Origin of the sequence: Chloroflexus sp. MS-G, from assembly GCF_000735195.1 — a bacterium.
Taxonomy (GTDB): domain Bacteria; phylum Chloroflexota; class Chloroflexia; order Chloroflexales; family Chloroflexaceae; genus Chloroflexus.
In genome coordinates this window covers 1-4175 of sequence record NZ_JPIM01000198.1, presented here as the reverse complement: position 1 = coordinate 4175, position 4175 = coordinate 1, and the positions used below count along the sequence as shown (strand labels likewise).

Below are 4175 nucleotides of genomic sequence, written 5' to 3'. Positions count from 1 at the left end.
CCGGCTCTGGCCGGGTTTAGCTACTGTACCCAAACTGTCGGTGCGCCGACCGGTCGCTTTTCAGCCTCCCTGCAAGAGCTGCGGACAGTGGGAAATCCGGCATTCGAGCAACTTGATTTGTTCTTTGAATTAAGCCCCGGTTCGGCGCCACTGAGCGCAACGGTGAGCTGTCTGACGCTGGCTGATGTCCAAATAGTATCGACTTCAACTACACTCACGACACCGTATGTAGTGCGCATTGACCTGTCCGGCTGGTTGCGTGACGATCGGTTTACCGCTTCGTTACCAGCCCAGACACTTACATTTACCACAACCCGTACCATCTCACAGGCGATTGTACTGACCGATGCGCAGGCAGACGTAGGGGCAACGATCTTAATCCCGCTTGCCGAACCGGTTCCGTTCAGGGTTACATTGACCGATAATCGCCTGTCGATTGCCGTAGCACGCACATCAACGTTCGGCGTGGCGAGTGATACGTTGCGAGTGCCGTCCGGCAGCTCTCCGGCAAATATAGAACCAATGTTCTTTTTGTTCGATGGTGATGTCTGGAAACTCGATGCCAATACGACAGTGGTTGGTGAGGGGATGACGCGCCGCCTGGCGGGGGCCGTTAATCTGACCGATTCGGCTGAAACCGAAACCCACCTCGCGGTCAGTCCAAATGGTGATTATCTGGCATTCTGTCGATCTGAAGCAGGTCTCGATCCGTCCGATGCAGCGCTGGCTGTGCCCTCGACGCTCTGGTTGCTACCGCTCGCCGGCGGCGAAGCACAACCATTGGCCCAGGTAGGGGTAAGTTGCGCCGATCCGGTTTTCAGTCCTGATGGGGCAACGATTGCGTTTGCAGTTGATGAAACCGGTGCGCTGCCAACGCAGTGGATGATTTATACGGTTCCGGTAAGTGGCGGTGAACCAACCCGGCTCGAGACGGTGCTCGATGAATGGAGTCGCTTTGCGCCACAGTGGTTAAGTGGGAACCGCTTGTTGTACCGTGCAGAAGCCCCAGATGGGCGAAGTTCGCTTTTCTTGCGGTTATCTGACGGTAAGGTACTCGATGTGGGAGCCGCGCTTCTGACCGATGAGCGATTAGTCGTGCGGTATCGAGGGTTTGGAACATTGCTGGCCAGTCCTGGTGGTGAGTATGCGGCAGTAGAAGCCTTGCGCGCCGATGATCCCGGCGCCGATCTATTAATCCTCGATAGCGCCGGTCAGCTCGTTGAGCGGATCGGCACCCAGCGCGTTGTGTTACCGACGCCTACGCCAACACCTACTGCACGTCCAACGGCGACACCGACACCAACGCCGACCGTGACACCAACCGGTACCGTTACCCCGCAACTGCCGACAGCAACGCCTACTGCGACTGCACTACCGACGGCAACACCAGAAGTAGTACCGCCCCAACCGATACGCGAAGGGCCTTTCTGGAGCCGTCCGTTAGGATGGGATGCGGAAGGACGCTTGCTATACCTCACTACACTATGCGCCAGTGATCTGGTACAGGATTATCAGCTCTACCGCTGGCGCGGTCTCCAGCGCAGCGAATTGCTGGCAACCGGCCAGAGCCTGGGTGGAATCGGATCGACAATTGTGCGCAACCAGCAATTGTTCTACGCCGCAGTGGCCGGTGCCGATCCTGGCCCACGTGGACCTGAGACGCAGAACCAGCGTTCCTCAACGGCGCTGTGGGTTTGGGATCTAAAGAGTGGTGATCGGCAGATATTGCTTGATCTGGTACGTGGCGTGCGTGAGCTGCGATGAAGTGGAAGCGCGCAACGATGGTGTGTATCGGCAATACGGGTAAGAATGGAATATTGCTGTATGAACCAACCCTCGCTTGCTACTGAGCCAACGCTGCGACTATTTATCGCGCTCGATCTACCGCAAATTGTGCGTCAAGAATTGCATAATATTCAAAGGCGCTTACATGCTCACAATCGGGCAGTGCGCTGGAGTGATCCGGCAGGCATGCATTTAACCCTCCATTTTCTCGGTGAAACTCCAGAACGGTTTGTCGCTCCACTCCTGGCCGGTCTGCATGCGATCACGGTGTCGCCATTACGCTTGCGCCTCAATCAGGTGGGTTGTTTTCCAACGAACGGCTCGTTGCGCGTTGTCTGGGCCGGCCTTGATGGTGACCTGGATGGATTGGCATCCTTACACCGGACCGTCGGTCGAGTCATCGAGTCGATAGGGTTAGCTGTGGATCCACGCCCCTTTACGCCGCATATCACCCTCGCCCGTGCTCGCACGAACGCAACACCGACTGAGCTTCGCTCGTTGCGGGCAACTCTGGTAACGATGAAACCGAACTCTCTCGAATGGCAGACTGAGCGACCAATCCTGTTCCGCAGTCAACTGACAGCTCGCGGCGCAATCTATACAGCGCTTGGGTGAGAGCCTATCCCAAATATCCGTGAAGGAGGAGCGGTTCGTGAACCGCCCCTTCAGCAATATCGAGTACTAGCGGAGCGCAGCGACGCTGCATCCGCCTGTTAAGCTTCACTCGTAGGGAGAAGGCGTCGTCTTGCCCAACCATGCAGCTCCATCGGTATCACGCTGATTATCGCCCAGATTCATCCGTTGTGACATGACGACGAGTATTCGGATAGGCTCTAGGTTGTGCAATTCTTGCTGATCGGTAGTGATTTTGCGCTACGCAGCGGTCATTACAGCCGATACGATGGATGAGAGGTCAACGAAAGTGAGGTTGTTATGACTCTGCAACGCCTATGCTTGACGCTCATTGGTCTAGCATTGCTATTCGGAATCCTGCTCGTGCCAGTACGCGCCCAAGATGCGATAGCACACGCCGTTCTGTTTTATTCACCGACATGCCCACATTATCATGTCGTTCTAACCGAGGTATTGCCCCCATTACAGACACGCTACGCAGATCGGCTGCAAATCTTGACCATCGATGTTTCAACGCCCGACGGATTAGCCCTGTACGAAACGGCAATGAAGGTGTTTCAGGTACCCACTCATCGTCAGGGTGTGCCAGCCCTCTTCTTCGGTCAAACCCATCTGGTTGGCAGCTTAGAAATCCCCAGGTACTTACCCACTTTAGTCGAGGATACACTCGCAGCCGGTGGGAACGGGTAGCCAGCTATTCCTGGTTTAGAGGCACTGACTGCATCGTTCGACGATCATGCAACAGTGCCAACGCAACCCGCTACAGCACCGTTTAGTCGCGATCCGCTGGCGAATACGGTCGCTCTGTTCGTGCTGACCAGTATGGTCATTGTTACCTTTATCGCAATCCGTCGTCTACGCTGGCCGTTTGACCAGACCTTACCAGTAACCAGCGTTCGCTTCATTCCAATTCTCGCTGTCGTTGGTCTGGTGTTAGCCGGTTACCTGGCCTTCATCGAAACACGTCAGCAGAGTGCGGTATGTGGTCCTATTGGTGATTGTAATCTGGTACACCAGAGTCCCTACGCCCGTATTGTGGGGATTCCGGTTGGCGTGTTGGGTGTGATAGGCTACCTAGCGATCCTCGGCGCCTGGATTATCGACCGTGTTGGCAGCATACGGCTTGCTCGCCAAACGTTAGTGATCATGGTGGTGGGAGGAACGTTTTTCTCGCTGTATCTCACCTTCCTTGAGCCGTTTGTGATTGGGGCGACATGTCTGTGGTGTTTACTCTCGGCAATAACGATGACTGCGCTATTGTGGATGGTCACAGCGCCGGTGGTACAACCGCCAATGCGGGGACGGCGATCACTGGCAGCGTCAAGACGGTAGAACTCGATCAAAAACCCGAATGTATGAAGGCCATACCGTACACGCGGTACCTTCGCGTCGGGATGAAGTAGCAGATCACGCTGATCATACGGCACCGTGCCTCGGATGGTGGCGGGGGCAATATCGGCATGGCGGTGATGAACAGTAGGGGCGAAAAAACGTTTCGCCCCTACTATGACGTTGTCACGGTTCACGTGGGCGCTGCAACAGGAATCGACGGTGGCGATCCGATCCGTACCCAGTTGGCGTGGGGTGAATCACCCAGTTCAGCCCACCATCGTCCTCTCACAAGCGGGGAACCCGCCCCTACGGGCGCGGTGTACACTTAATGCGTTCTGCCGCTACTTAAGGTGTAACCTCCGTCTAAGATTTTGCATCTTATGGGCAAACGGTCAAAATAATATTGGCAAAAGGAGGTTACACGC

At 55.6% G+C, this 4175-nt stretch carries 4 protein-coding genes; all 4 read left to right on the top strand.

Annotated elements, in window-relative coordinates; all coding sequences use genetic code 11:
- A partial coding sequence (locus JE47_RS20815; RefSeq protein ID WP_035420118.1) for a TolB family protein occupies positions 1-1764 on the top strand: 1764 nt, incomplete at its 5' end.
- A 60-nt stretch (positions 1765-1824) separates the two neighbouring features.
- Positions 1825-2400: an RNA 2',3'-cyclic phosphodiesterase gene (gene thpR, locus JE47_RS0119630; RefSeq protein WP_031461372.1), complete on the top strand. Its 576-nt coding sequence runs from the start codon at positions 1825-1827 to the stop codon at positions 2398-2400.
- A 318-nt stretch (positions 2401-2718) separates the two neighbouring features.
- Complete coding sequence (locus JE47_RS22365) at positions 2719-3108, top strand: hypothetical protein (RefSeq protein WP_236631324.1); 390 nt, start codon at positions 2719-2721, stop codon at positions 3106-3108.
- A 54-nt stretch (positions 3109-3162) separates the two neighbouring features.
- A complete protein-coding gene (locus tag JE47_RS22360; protein ID WP_236631323.1) occupies positions 3163-3750 on the top strand; it encodes a vitamin K epoxide reductase family protein in 588 nt (195 codons plus the stop codon).
- The last annotated feature ends 425 nt before the right edge of the window (positions 3751-4175 follow it).

Bases quoted from the DNA above. Each gene is read 5' to 3' on its own strand.
- JE47_RS22365 (WP_236631324.1), top strand. From the start codon at position 2,719: ATGACTCTGCAACGCCTATGCTTGACGCTCATTGGTCTAGCATTGCTA.
- thpR (WP_031461372.1), top strand. From the start codon at position 1,825: ATGAACCAACCCTCGCTTGCTACTGAGCCAACGCTGCGACTATTTATC.